19 protein-coding genes are annotated in these 21,000 nt (G+C 43.8%); 2 read left to right on the plus strand and 17 right to left on the minus strand.

The genetic code is table 11. The features are described from left to right. Positions 1-251: 251 nt before the first annotated feature. The 13 genes from HMPREF2832_RS04665 to truB form a co-directional block, all read right to left on the minus strand. Positions 252-2,795 (minus strand): M1 family metallopeptidase, encoded by a 2,544-nt coding sequence (locus HMPREF2832_RS04665; RefSeq protein WP_070505741.1) that lies wholly within the window; start codon positions 2,793-2,795, stop codon positions 252-254. Positions 2,796-2,925: 130 nt separating this feature from the next. Next, positions 2,926-3,579, minus strand: coding sequence for a phosphate signaling complex protein PhoU (gene phoU, locus HMPREF2832_RS04670; RefSeq protein WP_021152974.1), 654 nt, complete (start codon positions 3,577-3,579; stop codon positions 2,926-2,928). Between the two features lie 12 nt (positions 3,580-3,591). After that, positions 3,592-4,350 (minus strand): phosphate ABC transporter ATP-binding protein PstB, encoded by a 759-nt coding sequence (pstB, locus tag HMPREF2832_RS04675; protein WP_070505743.1) that lies wholly within the window; start codon positions 4,348-4,350, stop codon positions 3,592-3,594. 29 nt (positions 4,351-4,379) lie between these two features. After that, positions 4,380-5,183, minus strand: coding sequence for a phosphate ABC transporter ATP-binding protein PstB (gene pstB, locus HMPREF2832_RS04680; protein WP_070505745.1), 804 nt, complete (start codon positions 5,181-5,183; stop codon positions 4,380-4,382). A 10-nt stretch (positions 5,184-5,193) separates the two neighbouring features. After that, positions 5,194-6,078 (minus strand): phosphate ABC transporter permease PstA, encoded by an 885-nt coding sequence (pstA, locus tag HMPREF2832_RS04685; RefSeq protein WP_049496106.1) that lies wholly within the window; start codon positions 6,076-6,078, stop codon positions 5,194-5,196. Further along, positions 6,068-6,979 carry a phosphate ABC transporter permease subunit PstC gene (pstC, locus tag HMPREF2832_RS04690; protein WP_014713132.1) on the minus strand — a complete coding sequence of 304 codons (912 nt, stop codon included), beginning with the start codon at positions 6,977-6,979 and terminating at the stop codon, positions 6,068-6,070. Before pstC ends, pstA begins: the two co-directional genes overlap by 11 nt. A gap of 16 nt (positions 6,980-6,995) precedes the next feature. Continuing rightward, the gene (locus HMPREF2832_RS04695) at positions 6,996-7,862 is read right to left on the minus strand and encodes a phosphate ABC transporter substrate-binding protein PstS family protein (RefSeq protein WP_003017442.1); all 867 of its coding nucleotides are present in this window, start codon (positions 7,860-7,862) and stop codon (positions 6,996-6,998) included. A 106-nt stretch (positions 7,863-7,968) separates the two neighbouring features. Beyond that, entirely contained in the window at positions 7,969-9,273 is a 1,305-nt protein-coding gene (locus HMPREF2832_RS04700; protein ID WP_070505746.1) for an RsmF rRNA methyltransferase first C-terminal domain-containing protein, read from the minus strand. Continuing rightward, entirely contained in the window at positions 9,274-10,044 is a 771-nt protein-coding gene (locus HMPREF2832_RS04705; RefSeq protein WP_049496119.1) for an inositol monophosphatase family protein, read from the minus strand. Further along, positions 10,034-10,312 (minus strand): UPF0223 family protein, encoded by a 279-nt coding sequence (locus HMPREF2832_RS04710; RefSeq protein ID WP_003003480.1) that lies wholly within the window; start codon positions 10,310-10,312, stop codon positions 10,034-10,036. The genes HMPREF2832_RS04705 and HMPREF2832_RS04710 overlap by 11 nt, the downstream gene beginning before the upstream one ends. A 12-nt stretch (positions 10,313-10,324) precedes the next feature. Continuing rightward, positions 10,325-10,726: a Spx/MgsR family RNA polymerase-binding regulatory protein gene (locus HMPREF2832_RS04715; protein ID WP_021152971.1), complete on the minus strand. Its 402-nt coding sequence runs from the start codon at positions 10,724-10,726 to the stop codon at positions 10,325-10,327. Positions 10,727-11,035: 309 nt separating this feature from the next. Then, complete coding sequence (locus HMPREF2832_RS04720; protein ID WP_049496510.1) at positions 11,036-11,971, minus strand: bifunctional riboflavin kinase/FAD synthetase; 936 nt, start codon at positions 11,969-11,971, stop codon at positions 11,036-11,038. A gap of 4 nt (positions 11,972-11,975) precedes the next feature. After that, on the minus strand, positions 11,976-12,872 hold the full coding sequence (truB, locus tag HMPREF2832_RS04725; protein WP_186823067.1) for a tRNA pseudouridine(55) synthase TruB: 897 nt from the start codon (positions 12,870-12,872) through the stop codon (positions 11,976-11,978). A 180-nt stretch (positions 12,873-13,052) separates the two neighbouring features. Between truB and HMPREF2832_RS04730 the strand changes: the two genes are divergently transcribed. Beyond that, positions 13,053-14,369 carry an FAD-containing oxidoreductase gene (locus HMPREF2832_RS04730; RefSeq protein WP_049496517.1) on the plus strand — a complete coding sequence of 439 codons (1,317 nt, stop codon included), beginning with the start codon at positions 13,053-13,055 and terminating at the stop codon, positions 14,367-14,369. A gap of 37 nt (positions 14,370-14,406) precedes the next feature. Here HMPREF2832_RS04730 and HMPREF2832_RS04735 read toward each other — a convergent pair whose 3' ends face one another. From HMPREF2832_RS04735 to pcrA, 4 genes are all read right to left on the minus strand, one after another. Beyond that, positions 14,407-15,207, minus strand: coding sequence for an alpha/beta fold hydrolase (locus HMPREF2832_RS04735; protein WP_049496520.1), 801 nt, complete (start codon positions 15,205-15,207; stop codon positions 14,407-14,409). Positions 15,208-15,237: 30 nt separating this feature from the next. Then, positions 15,238-15,681 (minus strand): GNAT family N-acetyltransferase, encoded by a 444-nt coding sequence (locus HMPREF2832_RS04740; protein ID WP_049496522.1) that lies wholly within the window; start codon positions 15,679-15,681, stop codon positions 15,238-15,240. A 9-nt stretch (positions 15,682-15,690) separates the two neighbouring features. Beyond that, positions 15,691-16,965, minus strand: coding sequence for a DUF2130 domain-containing protein (locus HMPREF2832_RS04745; protein ID WP_049496525.1), 1,275 nt, complete (start codon positions 16,963-16,965; stop codon positions 15,691-15,693). Positions 16,966-17,293: 328 nt separating this feature from the next. Then, positions 17,294-19,579 (minus strand): DNA helicase PcrA, encoded by a 2,286-nt coding sequence (gene pcrA, locus HMPREF2832_RS04750; protein WP_070505749.1) that lies wholly within the window; start codon positions 19,577-19,579, stop codon positions 17,294-17,296. A gap of 151 nt (positions 19,580-19,730) precedes the next feature. Between pcrA and HMPREF2832_RS04755 the strand changes: the two genes are divergently transcribed. Further along, on the plus strand, positions 19,731-20,921 hold the full coding sequence (locus HMPREF2832_RS04755; protein WP_049496529.1) for a cation diffusion facilitator family transporter: 1,191 nt from the start codon (positions 19,731-19,733) through the stop codon (positions 20,919-20,921). The last annotated feature ends 79 nt before the right edge of the window (positions 20,922-21,000 follow it).

Consider the following 21,000-nt stretch of genomic DNA (forward strand, 5'->3'; position numbering starts at 1 on the left):
GAAACTTTCCGCCGTGAGAAAAGTGCCTGAAACACAATTGTTTCAGGCACTCGGGAGTTTTGAGAGTAAAACAGTTCGGGGAACTGTTTTAGCCTGAGCCCAAAAATTGAAAAGTGAAGGGGCTCAAAACTAAGTCATGGAACTTCAAAGAAGTTCGCTGACGTCCGTACTCACCTAAGGAAAGTTTCAAAGATGACGTTGTCTACATTCTAAGATGCTACAGAATGAATTCTGTAGCATCTTTTTTCAATCTATTTTGTCGCAAGGATAGCGGCTTCTACTGCTGCTTTCTCCCGCTCGATAAGATCAATACGAGCTGCAATTTCTTTAATTCCCATCTTGATATTACGGCTGATCGCCATATCATCCAATTGAGGCTCAAAGAAGGCCTTGTATTCATTCAACCGTTCACGGGTCTTGAAACAGTTAGCTGGGTAGATGACAAACTTATCAAAGCTCATATCACCACCGAGGGCTTTCTTGATCCAATCCCAGTTTTCACGTGCCCAAGTCCAGGTTCTACCTTGGGTAAAGTCATCATGCAAGAAGTTGTAATACCAGCTCATAGCCAAGTCCTGAGGTTTCACCACATCCTTGTTCTTCCACTCCTTCAATAGAGCTTCCAAAGTTTCCTTATCCTTGGTATAAGAAAGTGCAGCCGCCAACTGGCGTTTAAAGTTTCCATCAACTGTCTTAACATAAGTATCCAGGTATTGTCGGCTAAGCTCCTTGGTTTCCTGGTGCTTGATTTGGTTGACCAAGATTTGCAAGCGGATGGCCGCTGGAAGTTTTTCCAAATCATCTGCATGCGCTTCAAAGATAGCGCTCGCTTGAGCTTTTGCAGCTTCATCATTGGCCTTGATCATATTAGCAATCATTAGTTGACGAACTTTTTCGTCTTCTTCTGTTTCACCAGGCTTAGCTTCTAGACCCAAGCGTTCAAAGTTGTAACGGTTCAGGCGTTTCAACAACTCATGGAAGGCCGCTTCTGTTTCAGTTCCTTCATCCACAAAGAGACTGATTCCAGCTAAGACGCTCGAAACAGCTGAAACAACCAAGTAGGAACTTTCTTCTGTCAAGTGTTCAATCACTGGCAAGAGGCTTGCATAAGAAATTTGACCACTTTCCGCTAAGAGACGGCGTTCTTGAACCACTTGTAGTTTCGAAGTGCTATCCAAGCTAGCAAGATCAGCAAGGATGTCTTCCAACAATTCCCCACAGTAGTCACTGATATAGTGAGCTGTATTTTCTGTATTGAAGCGAAGAGCTCCGCTGTTAGCTGCTTTCAAGGCACTGTAGTTTGGAATTTCTAAAACTTCTGTTTCCAAGGTATCTGGAATACCCGTCCAGTTGCTATTTAACGGAACAACCCACTTGCGTCCTTTTTCTTCTCTTTCTCCGATGAAGAACTGCTCTTGACAGATGATCAAGGTATCGTTTTCCACAGAAGCTGAAACAACAGGGTATCCTGGTTGCTCCAACCAAGAATCCATAAAGGCTGCGACATCACGACCTGAAGCTTGCCCAAGAGCATCCCAAAGGTCACGACCGATAGTATTGCCGTATTGGTGTTTTTCAAAGTAGATCTTCAACCCTTTACGGAAGGCGTCATCGCCTAACCAGCGGCGAAGCATGTGCATGAGACGGCTACCCTTGGCGTAAACGATGGCTGGGTCAAAGAGGGTGTTGATCTCATCAGGGTGTTTGACTTCCACATGGACGGATTGAACGCCATCTGTAGCATCGCGTTTCAAGGCAGCAGGCACTCCAGTTGTTTGGAAGTCTTCAAAGATATTCCAGCTTGGTTCAATGGCATCCAAGCTGACATATTCCATCATATTGGCAAAGCTTTCATTCAACCAGAGATCATCCCACCATTTCATGGTCACGAGGTTTCCGAACCATTGGTGAGCCAATTCGTGAGCCACCACCAAGGCTACTGTTTGACGGCTTTGGGCCGTAGAGTTTTCATCTACTAGAAGGTAGACTTCACGGTAGGTTACCAAGCCCCAGTTTTCCATCGCTCCTGAAGAGAAGTCTGGAAGGGCGATATGAAGGGATTGAGGGATTGGATACTTGACGCCATAGTAGTCTTCATAAAAATCAATAGCACGAACGGCAATATTCAATGAGAAGTCCAAATTTTCTAATGGGTGAGCTTTGGTAGAGTAGACACCGACTAGGGTTCCATTCTTGGTCTTAGCTGTCACTCCTTGAAGGTCTCCAGCCGCAAAAGCCAAGAGATAAGAAGACATACGTGGAGTCGTATCAAACTTCCAAATACCTGTTTCTTTGCGGTTTTCCACATCAATTTCAGGCATATTTGAGAGGGCAATTTCACCTTCTTCTTGGTCAAATTTCAAAGAAAGATCAAATGTTGCTTTGGCTTCTGGCTCATCCACACTTGGGAAGGCTTCACGCGCAAAATGGCTCTCAAACTGAGTAGAGATTACTTCCTTCTTCACACCATCTACTGTGTAGTAAGAAGGATAAATTCCTGTCATATTGTCTGTGATCTTACCAGAATAGGTCAAGGTAATCGTTACTTGACCTGTGCCTTCCAATTCAACATAAACCGCTTCATTAGCATCATCAACCGTAAATGGGCGGGCTTGACCTGCTACTTCTACTGTTTCGATGGTCAAATCCTTTTGGTGAAGCGAGATCTTGTCCGCCTTGGCTTGACCCGTGATCACCACACGACCGCTAAAGGTCTTGGTTTTACGACTTAAATCCAAAAACACTTCGTAATGTTCTGGAACGAATGTTTCTACAAAATGTGCAACTGCTTGCATAATTTCCTCCTTTAAATGTTTTACGCTTTTCCAATGAAAAGCCCTAATAAAACTATTTTATCACAAAGTTAAGATAAAAGAAAAGACAAGCATGACAATGCCTGTCTGTGATCGAAAAGACTCCATGATCTTACATTTCGATAATTTTACCTGTTTCGAAGTAAACCACCCACTCACAGATATTTTTTGCATAATCTCCGATACGTTCCAAGAAGTTGATCACTTGGAAATAATCCCGTCCGGTCACGATGGACTCAGGATTTTTCCGAATTTCTTCTGTTGCTAATTCTTGGATACTATCGAAGTAATGGTTGATGACTTCGTCTCGTGTCGCAACTTCATAGGCCAAATCCACATCGCCTTTGAGGTAAACATCTAGTGTCGCTTCGACAAAATCTTTGACTTCACGGCCCATCTTGCTGATCTCTTCCTCAACAGATTGGATGCGGACTTCCCCTTTCATGCGAATCGTTGCCTTGGCAATTGATACTGCGTGGTCACCCATCCGCTCTAAGTCAGAGACCGCTTTTAAGACAGTCATCACGATACGAAGGTCTTGTGAAACGGGCTGTTGAAGGGCAATAATCTCAAAGGATTTACGCTCTAATTTCACTTCGTAGTCGTTGATCTCCGCATCATCTTCGATAACTTGGCGGGCCAATTCACGGTCATGGGTCACGAAAGCGCGGACCGTACGGTTGATCTGACTCAACACCTCATTTCCCATTGCATAAAACTGGTTATGCAACTTCTCTAAATCTTCTTCAAATTGAACTCGTAACATTTTATTTTCTTCCTATCCAAATTTACCAGAGACATAGTCTTCTGTTTCTTTCTTAGCTGGGTTCAAGAACATTTCATTGGTGTCATTGTACTCAATCAAATCGCCATCCAAGAAAAAGGCTGTTTTATCAGAAATCCGACTCGCTTGCTGCATGGAGCGTGTCACCAAGAGCATGGTGTAGCGGTCTTTTAGTCCATATAAGGTTTCTTCAATCTTACCAGCTGAAATCGGGTCCAGCGCTGAAGTTGGTTCATCCAAAAGAATAATCTTTGGACTAGTCGCAAGAACCCGCGCCACACAGACCCGCTGCTGCTGACCACCGGAAAGTCCGATAGCTGAATCATGCAGGCGATCCTTGACTTCATCCCAGATGGAAGCGCGTTTCAAAGAGGTTTCAACTGCTTCATCCAAGACAGCCTTGTCCTTGACACCATTAATCATCAAGCCATAAGTCACATTATCATAAATGGACATTGGAAAGGGATTGGGCTGTTGGAAGACCATTCCGATTTCCTTACGCAATTCGACCGTATCGGTCCGTGGTCCGTAGATATTGTGACCGTTGTAGAGGACGGTCCCTGTGGTGGTGACCTCATGATTAAGGTCCCCCATGCGGTTAATGGCTTTTAAAAGGGTAGATTTCCCTGATCCTGAAGGACCAATCAAGGCTGTGATCTCCTTAGGAGCAAAGTCCAAAGAGACACTATTCAAAGCCTCCTTTTTATTGTAATAAACCGACAAGTCCTTGACTTGTAAAATTGGTTCTGTCATTCTATTTTCCTTTTTGTTGTCATTTTACTTTATCCAAAGTGACCCGATACATAATCGTTGGTCGATTGCAATTTTGCATTTTGGAAAATATTCGAAGTCTTATCGTACTCGATGAGGTTTCCCAGATAAAAGAAACCGGTATAATCACTAGCACGGGCTGCTTGTTGCATGCTGTGGGTCACAATGACAATGGTGTAATCCTTCTTCAACTCCAGCATGGTTTCTTCTAATTGCGCTGTTGCTATCGGATCAAGCGCTGAAGCTGGCTCATCCATGAGCAAAATGTCTGGCTTCACCGAGATAGCCCGCGCGATACAAAGTCGTTGCTGTTGACCACCTGAAAGCGTTAGAGCTGATTTGTGAAGATCATCCTTGACCTGATCCCATAGGGCTGCCTGTTTCAAAGAAGTTTCGACCAATTCTTCCAAGATCTTCTTGTCTTTCACCCCAGCACGTTCATGCGGGAAGGTGATATTTTTGTATATTGATTTGGCAAAAGGATTGGGCCGTTGGAAAACCATCCCGATGTGCTTGCGCATTTCATAGACATTGATATCTGGACGGTTGACATCGATTCCTTCATACCAAATTTCACCCGTAACACGCGCAATATCGATGGTATCATTCATCCGGTTCAAACTACGAAGATAGGTTGATTTCCCAGATCCTGAAGGACCGATCAAGGCTGTAATCTTATTCTTTTCAAACTGCATGTCGACGCCTTTAATGGACTCGTTAGTTCCATAATAGACATGCAAATCTTTAGTCGATAGGACCACTTTTTCTTCAGGAAAAGTAATGATGTGTCTCTCATCCCAATTGTATTTTGACATTTCTTCTCCTTTAAGCAGATGTTAGTTTTTTATGGAGGTAACTTCCGAGTTTGCGGGCTCCAAAGTTAAAGATCAAGATAAAGATCAAAAGAACAGCGGCAGAACCAGCTGAGACTTCGATCGAGTCTGGAATGGTTCCTTCACTGTTGACCTTCCAGATATGGACGGCCAAGGTTTCAGCCTGACGGAAGATCGAAATCGGACTCGTCACACTAAAGATGTTCCAGTTAGACCAATCAAGAGCTGGAGCCGATTGACCTGCTGTATAGATCAAGGCAGCGGCTTCCCCGAAGATCCGTCCTGATGCCAATACGACCCCAGTAATAATGCTTGGAAGAGCCTCCGGTACCACGACATGAATCACGGTTTCCCAACGAGATAAGCCCAGTGCTAAACCTGCTTCGCGCTGCGTATGATGGACGTGCTGCAAGCTATCTTCGATATTGCGGGTCATCTGGGGCAGATTAAAGACGGTCAAGGCCAAAGCCCCTGAAATGATCGAAAATCCATATTTGAACTGGACAACAAAGACCAAGTAACCAAAGAGACCTACAACGACAGATGGCAAGGAAGACAAGATCTCAATACAGGTACGAACCAAATTGGTCAAGCGCCCTTTTTTAGCGTACTCAGAAAGGTAAATCCCAGCCCCAAGAGAAAGTGGGAAGGAAATCACCAAGGTAATGACTAAGAGGAAAAAGGAATTATACAATTGAATTCCGATCCCTCCTCCTGCTTGATAAGAAGAGGATTTCCCAGTCAAGAAGTGCCAGGATACATGGGGCAAGCCACGGACCAAGATATACAGGATCAATGAGGCAAGAATCGCAACGATGATCCCTGAAATAGCATACAGTAATCCTGTTGCAATTTTATCCATTCGTTTAGCGTGCATAGTTCTTCTTACCTCTTTCTTTCGTAATCAGTTTAATCACACTGTTAAAGGCAAGACTCATGAGGAGCAATACCAAGGCGAGTGACCAAAGAACATTGTTATTGACCGTACCCATGACGGTATTTCCGATTCCCATGGTCAAAATAGAGGTGAGGGTGGAAGCTGGTGTCGTGAGTGAAGTTGGCACGACAGCAGAGTTTCCGACCACCATCTGGATGGCTAAAGCTTCCCCGAAGGCACGCGCCATACCAAAGACAACCGCTGTAAAGATTCCAGAGCGGGCTGCCTTGAGCGTGACATGCCAAATGGTTTGCCAGCGGGTCGCTCCCATGGCCATACTAGCTTCCCGGTAATGACGGGGTACAGCTCGGAGGCTATCGGTCGTCATAAAGGTAACAGTTGGTAGGATCATAACAAAGAGGACAAAGACCCCTGAGAGGATCCCAAAACCAGTCCCTCCAAAGAGACTACGCGTAAATGGTACGACCACTTGAAGACCAATGAATCCATAAACAACGGAAGGAATCCCCACCAAAAGCTCAATCGCTGGTTGCAAGAAACGAGCTCCTTTGGGGGAGACTTCTGTCATGAAAACAGCCGCACCAATGGCAAACGGCGTTGCCAAGAGGGCAGAAAGCAAGGTTACAATAAAGGAACCAAGAATCATGGGTAGTGCTCCAAATTCCTTTGCAGCAGGATTCCAAGAGCTCCCAAATAGAAAACTAAAGATATTGACTTTATTAACAAAGAAAGTCGATAAACCTTTTTGGGCCACAAAAATTAAAATCATGGCAACGACGACAACAATCAAACTCATACATAGAAAGGTAATGGTCTTCCCAAATTTTTCTAGGCGGGAGTTTTTTGATTTCGTCAGCATTTTTTTTGCTACTTCGTTCATTTTTTACCTAATTCTTTTATTTTTTTGTCACATTCCCTTTTAAATCACGGGTGACTTTCATATCATTGATGGGGATATAGCCCATCTTGCCAACAACTTTTTGCTGAACCTCATCCGTCATCATGTAGTCAATGAATTTTTTAGACAACTCATTGGGTTTTCCCTTGGTATACATATGTTCGTAAGACCAGATGGGCCAGTTATTGTTGACGACATTGGCTTTGGTTGGTTGATAACCATTGAGCTTCATGGTTTTGACACTGCTATCCAAGTAGGTAAAGGCTAGATAAGAGATGGCTCCTGGAGTTTGAGAAACGATGTTTTTCACCATTCCATTAGAGTCTTGCTCTTGGGCCTGCTTGGGTTGTTTGCCATCCATGATAATGGCATCAAAGACAGCACGGCTACCAGAACCTACGGCACGGTTCACAATCGTGATCTCAAGATCTGGACCACCCAACTGCTTCCAGTTGGTATATTCACCTGTAAAGATCTTTCGCAATTGCTCCGTTGTCAGATTGTCAATCGAGATATTTTTATTGGCAATGATGGCTGTCCCTGCTACGGCTACCTGATGATCGACCAGACTAGAGGCATCGATCCCAGACTTTTCCTCTGCAAACAGGTCACTATTTCCGATGTCCACAGCACCTGATTGAACTTGTGAAAGTCCTGTACCAGAACCTCCTCCTTGTACATTCACAATCTTACCAGGATGTTCTTCAATGTAGCGATCTACCACTCCTTCAACCAAGGGTTGCAAGGCAGTGGATCCAACAGCAGTGATGGATTCTCCGCGATTGATCCAAGAAGCACAAGCAGATAAACTTCCTGCTAATGCGATCGTCGCTAGTCCTAAGATCAGCTTTTTAGACTTTTTCAAATCATGTCTCCTTGATATTTCACTATTTCACTTATGATTTTGACAAGTTTTTTCAAAAAAAACTGTACTTCCACTATATCATAGAACGGGTTCTTTGCCCAGCATTTTACCTAAAACGAAGCCCCTTTGGATAGAAATTTTTCAGGGTTTGCCCGGTCACTTTGGCAAAGCCCAAACCATTGCCTTCTACAAGAACCTGGTACCATCCATTTGGATGCGTTTCCTTCAATTGAACTGTCTCTCCCGCCACATAATGAACAAAGTCCTCAGGCGTGATCGAAACGGTCTCTTTGACTTCACTCGGTTTCAGAGCTAGACCAAGGGCAAAACTAGGTTCAAATCGATTTTTCTTGAAGGTTCCTAGGTGCAAGCCATTTCGGGCAATTTTTACTTTTCGCAACTCAGGTAAACCAAGTGGAACCAAATACAGCTCGTCACCAAAGGTTTCAAGAACCCCTTCTAGAGTAATCTTCAAATGTTTCTTAGCAAATTCCTGCCACCATTTCTTTTGTTCAGCAGATAATTGGTCCTTTTTGGAAGGGATTTTAGCAGGCCGATTCTCTCCTAGATAACGAAACTTAGCGACAAATTGGCCCTCCCCTTTAAAGCGATGAGGATACATACGCGCGGTTTCTGGATAGTCAATGCCTTCTGCCATACCATTGATCTTCTCGATCGTTTCCAGCTCCAGATCATAGTTTTCCAAAAGCCAGGATACAATTTCTTCATTTTCCTCTGGAGCCCAGGTACAGGTTGAATAAACCAAGGAACCACCTTGGACCAACATCTTGAGGGCATCCTCCAGAATTTCTCTTTGAAGAAGACTACACTCTCGAGGATATTCGACAGACCAATAGTCCATGGCATCTGGTTGCTTACGAAACATCCCCTCACCCGAACAAGGAGCATCTAATACAATCAGATCAAAAAAGCCTGAGAAAACTTTTGCCAGGCGATCGGCTGACTCATTGGTTACCAATACATTTTGGGCACCGAAACGTTCGACATTCTCTACAAGAATTTTCGAGCGCCCCTTGTGGATTTCATTGGAGACCAAGAGTCCCTGATTATCCAAATAAGACAAGAGCTGGGTGGTCTTGCCACCAGGAGCTGCCGCCAAATCTAAGACCTTCATCCCTGGCTTCGGCTGGGCAACTTGAGCCACCATCTGAGCTGCTGGTTCTTGCGAATAGACCAAGCCTGTTGCGTGCTCAATGGATTTTCCTGAGACCTTTCCATAATGGCCCCAAGGGGTATTGGGAATCGGATCATCAAATGCTTTTTGAGCTTCTTTCAAAGGATTAGTCCGAAAGGCCGATACTGCTTCTTGTTCAAAGGTCGCAAAAAAAGCAGCAGCATCCTCACCTAGAAGATGCTGGTATTTTTCTTTAAAACCATTGGGAAAATTCATTTAACTTCTCCCTTTCTTAAGATAGGTTTGAATTTCTGTTAACTTCACTTTTGGAACCATCATAATGGGTTCCACTGACTGGTAATTAGGTTTATCTCCATTTAGATTTAAAACGGTATAGCCCAACTGTTCGCCCATGATCGCTGCTGCGGCATAATCCCAGGGCCAGATGTAGCTAAAATAAGCTAGAATCCCACCTGAGAGAATTTTTGAAAAACTAATACCTGCACTTCCGTAAACCCGAATTCCAAGAGAATCCATGCCAAGATCGGCCATGCCCCAGTCATTTTTCTCAAGCATGCCGACATTTGAAGCAATCAAAAAGTTTTCTAGAGGTTGGTCCACAAAGGGGGTTAGTTCAACCTCATTTCGATAAACAGGGAATTCTCCACCCCCGTAAAAAAGGTGATCCCGCATCACATCGTAGATCAGGCCAAACTGACCAATTCCGTCTTCAAAATAGGCCACCATCACCGCAAAATCTTCCTTTTGGGTCACAAAATTATTGGTCCCATCAATAGGATCAATCACCCAAACGGAACCTTCTGAAATCGGCGAGCGAAGGCCATCTTCTTCCGCAAAAATCCGATCTTCTAGGTAGCGATGTGTAATTTTTTCAACCAAATCCTTTTGAACCTGTTGGTCCATCTGGGTTACTAAATCTGTCGGCCCCGTCTTTTTTGAGATCATCAAGTCATCATGGAGATGAAGACGCAAGTAGTCTCCAGCCTCTAAAACGATTTGTTTGGCAAACTCTAATTTATTCTTCAAGAGAAAACCATCCTTCCTCTTTTTGCTTTGCAGCCTGGGTCGCACGATAGAGAGAATAACCGCTCACTTCTTCGAACTCCCGTCCAAGACGCTTTTCTTCTCCGATACTAGGTACGACCTTCTTAAAAGCGCGGTAGGCTTCCATGTATTCTTTGGCCTCTACCTTACTTTCATAGGCTTCTTCAACTTTATTGAAAAAAGAAAGCACTGAAGCAAGCTCTTCAGTGCTCCACGATAAGTCCAGTGGGTAACTATAATTTTTTTGCATTCGACATACTTCTTAGTTTATTTCTGCTCTTAGAGTGGCAGAGCGTAACTCTTGTTTGCGATAACTCCGTGGTAAGAAGGCCCGAATTTCATCTTCGTTAAAGCCAATCTGCATGCGTTTGTTATCTAAAATAATCGGTCTCCGCAAGAGACTAGGATTTTCCTCAATCAGACGGATCAAGGCTGAGATAGATAAATCTTCAACATCAACATCCAATTTTTGAAAAATTTTTGAACGAGTTGAAATAATGTCGTCTGTTCCGTTTTCGGTCAAGGCCAATATACTTGTCAACTCCTGTTTGCTCAAAGGACTTGTCATAATATTGTGTTCTTTAAATGGAACATCGTGCTTTTTTAACCAAGCCCGAGCTTTTCGACATGATGTACAACTCGGTGATAAAAATAATGTAATCATGTGGTTCACTTCTTTTTTTATATATAACTATCTGACTCTATTATACAAAAAAAATAGGTGCTTGAAAAGCGCTTTTTTGATTTCTAGACGATTTTTCTGAATTTCAGTGGAAAAAAGAAATCCCTTTCATTTTTCCCAAGAAGAGGCCCGAAAAAAGAGAGTGGGACAGAAATCGGTAATTCGTTAGTATTCGATTTCGTTGTCCCACCTCCGCACAGTTGAGTAAGGCTGTAAAAGCTGATGAAATCAGCGTAGTATATCCCACTAAACCACTGCGTCTTGCTCGACAGTCCAAAAACAATTGAGAGGCTAGGACTTTTGTCCCACTCTCTTGGTCCAGTTTCGTGAAACTGCTTCATCTTCTTTCAATTGAGCCACTAGTTGATCGATCCCATCGAATTTGACCATTTCTCGAATCTTATCTAACCAGTGAATGGTCAGGGTATGACCGTAGATATCTCCAGTAAAATCAAAGAGATTGACTTCGAAACGAAGCTCTTTCCCATCAAAGGTGATATTTTTCCCGACAGAAGCCATGCCACGATAGGTCTGCCCTTTAAAATCGACATCAACCACATAGACTCCATCGGATGGTAGATAGGTCCGATCAATCGGTGCTAGATTAGCAGTGGGGTAACCAATGGTCCTTCCCCGCGCATCCCCGTGCACCACGATTCCTCGACTGGATAAAGGGTGACCAAGTAGACGGGCAGCTTCTTGGACGCGTCCTTCTAGGACAGCTTGACGAATGCGGGTTGAACTGATCTTTTCCCCCTGATCCAATACAGGAGAAATGACTTCCACTTGACCATCAAAATAAGCAACTAAGTCAGAGGCAGTTTTCTTATCAGAGCCAAAACTATAATCAAATCCAGCAATTAAAACTCGGGCTCTCAAGGCTTTGACAAATTGATCGACAAAATCTTTCGCTGTTTTAGAAGCAAAATCGGTCGTAAAATCAATGAGGAAGAGCTCATCCACTCCTAGTTCGTTTAATTTTTGGAACCGATCCTCAGGACTTTGCAAATGGAGTAGTAATTCTGGTTGGTAGCGAACAAAGGCTAACTTAGGAGATTCAGGGAAGGTTAACAAAGCGACCTTCAAGCCTTTTTCATCCGCGATCTGACACGCCTTTTTAAAGAGTTCTTGATGCCCCAGATGCAGGCCATCAAAGTAGCCCAGAACCAAAACTGTCTCATTCTCCAAATGGATCTGGTTAGCAGTAGTAATCGTACGAATATTCATGAATTTATTGTAACACACTTTCTGTTAGAAAAACTTTTCGAGGTTTGTAAAGTTCTTCTCTTTTTTCTAGAATGGCTATCAATTTCCCTTGGTAAAAAGCAGCTAACTCTTTGGAGTCACTCTCAACTGGAATAAAGCGTCCCACTTGGACTTCACCGACCTCTTCTACTGTCAGCTCTACTTTTTCCAGATCCCCGGTGCCAATTTCAAGTGGGTGAAGGAAGCTCAAATCTCCTTGCGCTACTTTTTCAGCCACTTCTTCTAAGGTCAGGGCATCATCCAGTGACAAACCGGCAGCACTGGTTCGGATCAGATGAGACATATGGGCTGCATAACCCAGTTTTTGACCCAAATCCACAGACAAGGTCCGGATATAGGTGCCCTTGCTGCATTTAACCCGGAAGCGAAAACGGGCTAATCCTTCCTTGTAGCTAATCTCACTGGTGCGCGTGAATTCATAAATGGTTACCTGTCGGACAGGGCGTTCCACTTCTTCTCCTGCCCGCGCATATTCATAGAGCTTACGTCCATTGACCTTGACCGCTGAATACATAGGTGGTACTTGCTCGATTTCTCCCACCATTTGGGCAATCATGCGATCAACCTCTACTGCATCTAAAGGGGCTTCCACTGGGGTCCGCTCTACGACTTCCCCACTGGCATCCTCCGTCGTGGTAGAAAATCCCAAAGTGATTTCTCCTTCATAGACCTTGCCTTCATCTTGCATAAATTCGACCATCCGGGTCGCCTTGCCAACTGCAATCGGAAGCACTCCCACCACATCTGGATCCAGCGTTCCCCCATGTCCGATCTTCTTAGTTCCTAAGATTTTTCTCAGTTTAAAGACCACATCATGTGAGGTCATGCCTGCTTCTTTTTTTATATTGATAATTCCGTCCATCTGATTTGCTCTTTCTAACTCTTGTGTGACCATCCGGGTCACCGACCCTTTATTATACCATGAAACGAGACTTCTTGTCCCTCTTTCCCCCTTCTCATGAGCTTCAAAAAAATCCCGTAGCAGATTTCAGACTTTTTAAAATGGGTTTGATACAATAGAAATCGAAAGAAGGTGTAACATATGTTAATGTATGATGTTATTGTGATTGGATTTGGTAAAGCTGGTAAAACACTCGCAGCGAAATTATCAAGCCAAGGAAAAAAAGTCGCTCTGATTGAAAAGAGCAAGTCTATGTACGGTGGTACTTGCATCAATATTGCTTGTATTCCCACCAAGACCTTGATTGTTGCAGCAGAAAAAGGCTTGGATTTTGAGCAAGCTATGAATGAGAAAAATGCTGTCACCACTCGTCTCAACGGAAAGAACTATGCAACCATTGCTGGAACCGGTGTAGACATCATCGATGCGACAGCTCGTTTCGTTTCTAACAAGGTCATCGAAATTCAAGCTGGAGATGAGAAGGAAGAATTGACAGCTGAAACCATTATTATTAATACTGGTGCTGTGCCAAATGTCCTTCCGATCCCAGGTTTGGCTGAAAGTAAATTTGCCGTGGATTCAACCGGCATTCAACGTTTGGAAAACCTACCTAAACGCCTCGGTGTCCTTGGTGGTGGACCAATCGGATTGGAATTTGCTCATCTCTACAATACCTTGGGCAGCCAAGTAACGGTGCTGGATGCTTCTGAAACATTTTTGCCACGGATCGAGCCAAGTATTGCAGCTCTTGCAAAAAGCTACCTTGAAGAAGACGGTATTCAATTCTTGCAAGGCGTTCATACCCAAGAAATCAAAGATGGCCAAAACAGCTTAACGGTTGTCACAGATAAGGGAGACTTCGAGTTTGATATCCTTCTCTACGCAACAGGACGGAAGCCAAACACAGCTGGACTTGGTCTTGAAAACACAGATATCCAAGTCACTGATCGTGGAGCGATCCAAGTCAACCGTCATTTGGAAACCAGCGTCCCTGGTGTCTTTGCAGTTGGGGATGTCAATGGTGGTCCACAATTCACCTACATGTCACTCGATGACTTCCGCATTGTCTTCAACTACCTTACAGGCGATGGTAGCTACAATCTTGAAACTCGTAGAAATTATGCGACAACACTCTTTATTGCTCCTCCACTTGCCCAAGTCGGCTTGACCGAGCAAGAAGCACGTGACAAAGGACTTCCAGTTGCTGTTAAAGAATTGCCAGTTGCTGCCATGCCTCGTGGACATGTCAATGCAGACCTTCGAGGTGCCTTCAAAGCCGTGGTCAACCCAGAAACTAAAGAAATTCTTGGAGTGACACTCTTTGGAGAAGCTGCAGGCGAAATCATCAACCAGATCACCATGGCCATGGACAACAAGATCCCTTATACTTACATTGCAAAACAAATCTTTACCCACCCAACCATGGCAGAAAACCTAAACGATCTCTTTGCGATTTAAATAGAATAAAAACGCTGGAAAATTTTTCCAGCGTTTTTTAGTTTAAGAATTCACAGACAGCCTCTTGAAATGCTTTATTTTCTTCATAAAGAGCATGACCAGAGTGCTTAAGAATGAGGAGTTGACAACCTGAAATCGCTTTTGCTAGTTCCTTAGATCCGTCCACACCAATCACATCATCTTCAAGGGCACCAAGGATCAGGGTCGGACAATGAATTTCCTTTAAGACCTCAAGGCTATCGTGAGTAAGACAAGACTGAGACTGAATGGCTATTCTATTTTCATCTTTGATTCGCCCCAAGCGACCCATGATATTATAAAGCAACCGCCACTTTTGATAGCTCTTTTGCGTGTAGGAATGCTTTGCGATATCCAGCATGAGATGCTTAAAATTTCCAGATTGACTAAGTTTTTGCCAATGCTCAATTCGTTCTCTAGCAAGTTGACTAGGTTTTGCAGTGGTCACAGCTAAGATGAGCTTTTGAACCTTTTCAGGGAAATCCGCCACCAACCATTGGGCAATCATTCCACCTTGTGAAATCCCCATGACATAGGCTGTACCTAGGTTTAGTGTCTCCATTGCTTCTGCTACATCTGCTGCCATATTCCGCGTCGTATAGCCCTGTCTCAACTCATTGATTCGAGAAAAAACATAGATCTTATATCGCTTAGCAAGTAGACGATACGAGAGAGAAAAGAGCTGTGCCTTTCCTTTAACGGTCTGTAACCCATCCCCCAATCCTGGCATGATCACTAATGGCTGTTTACCTTTTCCAAATGTCACATAGTCCATGCTCTTTTCGTTAAAATATAAGGTTTTCCCTTCTGTTGAAGACATTACTTCGTTTTCTCTCCTATTTTATCATGTTTATTCATGTTGAGTTTTTAAATGCAGGGCAAAGCCGGCAGTCACTTTTTCAAATCCAACCGCCTGATAAAACTGATGTGCAGCATTTCGTTCAGCGGTTAATCCACTATTTAGAGCCAGTGCCTTAACTCCTTCTTTTACCGCTTGTTTTTTCAATTCATCAATTAGCCTACTAGCAATTCCTTGTCGTCTTGTTTCTTTTGCAACTGACAAAGCCAAAATACGATAGTAAGATCCATCTGTTTCAAAAAAGAAGAGTTTTGCATAACCTAAGAAACCTAAAATTTCTCCGTTTCTTTCAGCTAGAAGACAGCCATAATGTGGCTGAGAAAGAATCATTTCTAAACGTCGAGCCAGCTTAGAAGCGGTCGTTGGATAGCCCAAGTCTTCGTATAGAGACAGTAGTGCTTCAGTATCTTTTATGGTTGCTTTTCGTATCTGCATAGGAGCCTCCTAGTCTTCCTTCAAGGCATCAAACTTAGCCTTCATGGTTGGATTCTTCCGAGTCAATTTTTTAACGGAAACATCATCCAATTTGTTATTAGCGAGGCGGAGTTGGTTTTCGGATGTGGTTAGGAATTTCTTAACCTCTTCCATACGCTTAATGGCTTTATCGATTTCATCGATTGCTTTACCAAAGTTGGTTGAAGCGGAGTTATAGTTCTTTGCAAAAGCAACTTTGAAAGCATCCAGGTCTTCTTCAAAGTGGGTGATGTCGATATTTTGTTCACGAACAAGCGCCAATTCCTGCTTGTATTTAAGGGAATTGAGGGCCGCATTGCGCAGGAGCCCAATAATCTGGATAAAGAACTGAGGACGGACCACATACATCTTCTCATACTCGTGGCTGACATCGACAATCCCTGTGTTGAAGTAGTCGTTATCTGCTTCAAGCATGGTCACCAAAACGGCATATTCACAGTTCTTTTCTCGACGATCCTTGTCCAACTCCTTGTAGAAATCCGCATTCTTATGCTTCTTCTCTGTCCCGTCAGCTTCATTTTTCATCTCGAACATAATGGAGATAATCTCCACCCCATTTTCATCGCACTCGCGGAAAATAAAGTCGCCTTTAGACCCACGCGCAGAGACCTTGTTGTCCTTTTCAAAATAGGCATTTGGGAAGGCAAAACTGCGAACCTTGTTGAATTCACTTTCCGCATACTGTTCCAGACTTTCCCCGATAGCCTTAGTCGACTGCTGGGCCTTAAAATTCTTGTAGAACTCGACCTGTTCATTGGCTGCCTTAAGTTGGGCTTCATAGTTTTGCTTAACAGAAGTCAGAGAAAGCTCGTTTTCTTTTTCTTGTAATAGGAGCTGATTTTTGACCTGATCTCTTTCTTTCTCTAGATCAGACAGTGTTTTTTGCAGCTGATTTTCATGCTCCAAGCGCAAGGTGGCCAACTGATTTTCCAGCGCCTGCACTTCTTTTTCTTTCTCTAGCAGACTTTGGCTAGCGGTTTGCTCCACCTCTTTTTTGGCCAATTCTTTTTCAGTATCAAACTGTTGAATCTGGTTTTGTAACTGGGCAATTTCTTGATCCTTCTTGGCTAACTTCTCTTGTTGCTCATTAAGGGCCTTTTGCTCTGCTAATGCCAACTCTTGTCGAATCCGCTCATGAATTTCCTTGTCAAACTCTGCTGTCCGTACCTGTGACAAGAGTTCGCTGTATTGACTTTCATTGACCGTAAAAACTTCCCCACAGTTGGGGCACTTGATTTCGTTCATAGCATGCCTCTTTCTCTATTCTTACTATATTATATCATGCTACCTGTAAAATCAAAACCAGCAAACGAGGCTTGCTCCTACTATTTCCCTAATTTTTGACAGTGAATAGAGTAAATGAGAGAATTTGAGAAAGCCGAACGATGATCATCAAAACTTCCCGCCGTGAGAAAAGAAGGAGAAACAGATTTGTTTCTCCTGCTCGGTAGATTTGAGACGGAAGGCTCAAATCTAAGGTATGGAATCCCAAAGGGAGTCGCTACCGTCCGTCCTCACCTAAGTGAAGTTGATAAAAGGACAAAACCAGCAAGCTAAGCTTACTGGTTTCAGTTTATTTCTTCTCAATTGGCGCGACACTGGCTAAGAGTTTCTTTAGCCCCACTTCTGGGAAGTTGATCTTGAGTTCTTGGGTACTACCACTACCAGATACTTCAAGCACGGTTCCTTCACCCCACTTCTTGTGAATGGCAATGTCGCCAATGGACCAAGCGACGCTCTCTTTGGCGCTAGAACGGTTGCCATTACCAAAGGGGAGGCTTGATGACGTTAGGGCACTTGGAGCTGCTTGTCTCTTGCGCTCTTGAAGGGCTTGTGACAGGCTCATTCCTTTTCCAAAGGTCGTTCCGCCTCCATTGCTATAAGAAGCCTTAAAGCTGGTATTAACTGGACGCGCTAATCCTTGATAGGTCAATAAATCCGAGCTGATTTCATTGATAAAACGCGTCGGACGATTGTAGCTGGTCCGTCCAAAGAGCAAACGAGAGTTAGCATTGGTCAAGAAGAGAACCTTCTCTGCCCGCGTGATCCCCACATAAGCCAAGCGACGCTCTTCTTCCAACTCATCTGGATCCTCAGCCGCACGACTAAGAGGAAAGACATTTTCTTCCATCCCAATCAAGAAGACGACTGGAAACTCCAATCCCTTAGCCGCGTGAAGGGTCATCAAGGTGACTTCTGAAGTTTCTTGGGCCCCATCATCTGTATCGGCAATCAAAGCCAAATCATTCAAGAAGCGACTCAAGGTTTCCACACCTGATTCGTATTCGACTGTCTCTCCATTTTCATCAAAATTCTTGGTAACAGATAGGAACTCTTGGATATTCTCGATGCGGGCCTGACTTTCCAAATTTCCCTGATTGGTTAGGGCTGTCATATAACCTGTCTTGTCAAGGACTTCTTCGACCAACTCTGTAATGGTCAGCTGGTCCAATCTTTCTCTCAAATCAAGAATGAGATTGGCAAAGTCCCAGATGGATTGAGCTGCCTTTCCTTTGATGCCAGAGAGCATGATATTGGCTGAAGCATCCAGGAGTGAAGACTCTTGCATTTGAGCAAAATCGCGAATTTTATCCACTGTACCTGGCCCGATTCCCCGCTTGGGTTCATTGATAATACGCTCAAAACTGATATTGTCACTGGGGTTGGCAATCAAGTTCAGATAAGCAATGACATCCCGAATTTCCTTCCGGCTGTAGAACTTGGTGCCCCCTACCATGGTGTAGGGAATGTTGGACTTGAGTAGCGCTTCTTCAATGGTCCGTGACTGAGCATTGGTCCGGTAGAGAACGGCAAAATCACGGTGTTTGTAGCCAGCTTCACGACTAAGCTCTTCAATGGTTTTAGCAACAAAGACCGCTTCATCCTGCTCGTCATTGGCCCGATAATAGACAATCTCTTCCCCGTCTTCATTTTGTGTCCAGAGATTCTTCGGACGGCGGTGGCGATTGTTTTTGATGACGTCGTTGGCTGCTTGCAGGATGGTTTTAGTGGAACGATAATTTTCCTCCAACAAAACGACCTTGGCATCAGGATAATCCTTCTCAAAGTCCAGGATATTCTGCATATCTGCTCCCCGCCAGCCATAAATAGACTGGTCCGCATCCCCAACGACACAGATATTTTTAAAGCGTGAAGCCAAGAGTTTGACCAACTGGTATTGTGCATGGTTGGTATCTTGATACTCGTCTACGTGGATGTATTGGAACTTCTGCTGGTAATAGGTCAGCACATCTGGATGCTGATCAAAAAGACGCAAGGTCAGCATAATCAAATCATCAAAGTCCACTGCTTCCGACTGACGGAGTTCTTTTTGGTAAGCCTCATAACACTTGGCGACGATCTGAGTATACATATCTCCCGCCTGGGCAGCATAGGCCACTTCATCGATCAGGTCATTTTTGGCATTGGAAATAGTCCCCAAAATGGTCCGTTCATTCCATTTCTTAGGATCCAAATTCAAGGACTTCAAGATCCGTTTCATCAAGGTCCGTTGTTCTCCTGGATCGACAATGGTAAAGTTACGATTGTAGCCAATGTGATCCGCATCTCGACGGAGAATACGCACACACATGGAGTGGAAGGTGGCAATCAAGCAGTCTTGGGTGGCTGGATTCAATTGATAAGCCCGCTCCTTCATCTCCCGAGCGGCTTTATTGGTAAAGGTAATGGCCAAAATATTCCAAGGATTGACCATTTTTTCATCGATCAAGTAAGCGATGCGGTGGGTTAAGACACGTGTCTTACCCGAACCAGCCCCCGCCATGATCAAGAGGGGACCTTCTGTCGTTTGGACCGCCTCTGCTTGGCGATCATTCATACCATTCAATAAAGGATTCATCTCATACTCCTCATTCATTCAATCGTTCTATTATACCACAAAACCTGCCTAGCTTCTTTTAAAAAAGGACTCATTTGAATTTCCCTTCCAAAAACGATATAATAGTAGCTTAAAGAAAACAGGTTCATATCCGAGGTTGTAGGAGGAAATTTTGGAAAAACCATACAGTAACTTAAAACTGGCCGAACGTGGTGCCATCATCAGTATTTTAGCCTATTTACTACTTTCTTCAGCAAAATTAGCTACTGGCCATCTGCTTCACTCCTCTAGTTTGGTAGCCGATGGATTTAACAACTTATCAGATATTATCAGCAATGCTGCCCTGCTCATCGGGATTCGTCTCGCTCGCCAACCTGCTGACCGCGATCACAAGTTTGGTCACTGGAAAATTGAGGATCTAGCTAGTCTAGTTACCTCCATCATTATGTTTTATGTTGGTTTTGATGTCTTACGCGATACCCTCCAAAAGATCTTCAGCAATGAAACAGTTAGCATTGATCCACTCGGTGCTGGTGTCGGAGTGATTTCAGCCCTTGTTATGCTAGGCGTTTATTTCTACAATCTTCGCTTAGCCAAACGAGCCAAATCCAAAGCCTTAAAAGCAGCCGCAAAAGACAATCTTTCAGACGTCGTCACATCTCTTGGAACGTCGATCGCGATCGCTGCTAGTGCTTTTAACTATCCAATTGTTGATAAGATCGCAGCCATCATCATCACCTTCTTTATCCTCAAAACAGCCTACGATATTTTTATGGAATCTTCCTTTAGTCTTTCAGACGGCTTTGATGATAGTCTCCTCGAAGATTACGAAAAAGCTATTTTAAAACTCCCTAAGATTGCGCGTGTGAAATACCAACGCGGACGGACCTATGGAAGTAATATTTACTTAGACGTCGTCTTGGAGATGAATCCCGATCTTTCAGTCTATGAAAGCCATGCGATCACAGAAGAAGTCGAGGATCTCCTGAAAGAAGAATTTGGTGTCTTTGACATTGACGTCCATGTGGAACCTAGCTCAATTCCAGAGGATGAGTTGATCGAAAACGTTGAAAAGAAACTCTTAACCTACGAAAAACGCCTCTATGCTAAGCAAGAGTTTGATACATTACTAGCAGATAATTATACCTTGATTGACGATACCGGTCACGAACACAACAAGGCAGAATTAATAGAGGCTCTTGCAAACGACCAAGTTCAATTCCAAAACTTTGAACTGGAGTCCATCAGTCAAAAAACCAAACTCATACGTTATGAACTAGACGGTCAAATCCATACCAGTCTCTGGCGTCGCCACGAAACTTGGCAAAAGATTTTCCATCAAATTACTAATAAAACCGACTAAAAGAGGCTGGGACAAAAGTCCTAGCCTCTCAATTGTCTTGGATTATCGAGCAAGACGCAGTGCTTGAGTGGGCTCTACT

The sequence above is a fragment of the Streptococcus sp. HMSC073D05 genome (assembly GCF_001812015.1).
In the GTDB taxonomy this organism is placed as follows: Bacteria; Bacillota; Bacilli; order Lactobacillales; family Streptococcaceae; genus Streptococcus; species Streptococcus parasanguinis_D.